Here is a 284-nt window from a genome sequence, read left to right on the forward strand (position 1 = left end):
TGTACAAGGAAAGTCTTCGGGATGATCGGACCGTTTACTATAAGGGAGAACTACTCTCCGATGTTACAACTCATCCGGCCACTAGCGGTGGTATAGATATCATGGCTAAAATTTTTGATGCCCAGCATAATCCTGAAACTCTAGACAAGCTTACTTATTTGAGATCAGATTTAGGGGAAAGAGTCACCAAAGCCCTGGATGATTCCTAGAACGAAGGAAGATCTTAAGAGCCGCCGGGAAGTGACCGACTATATCGCGCAGGAAACCTTCGGGGTGTTTGGCCG

At 46.5% G+C, this 284-nt stretch carries 1 protein-coding gene; it reads left to right on the top strand.

Translation table 11 applies throughout. The features are described from left to right. Positions 1-209: 4-hydroxyphenylacetate 3-hydroxylase N-terminal domain-containing protein (locus ADA55_RS00035; protein ID WP_048677791.1), on the top strand; the 209-nt coding region annotated here is incomplete at its 5' end. Between the last annotated feature and the right edge of the window lie 75 nt (positions 210-284).

The organism is Bacillus sp. 220_BSPC, from assembly GCF_001054655.1.
Taxonomy (GTDB): domain Bacteria; phylum Bacillota; class Bacilli; order Bacillales; family DSM-1321; genus Peribacillus; species Peribacillus frigoritolerans.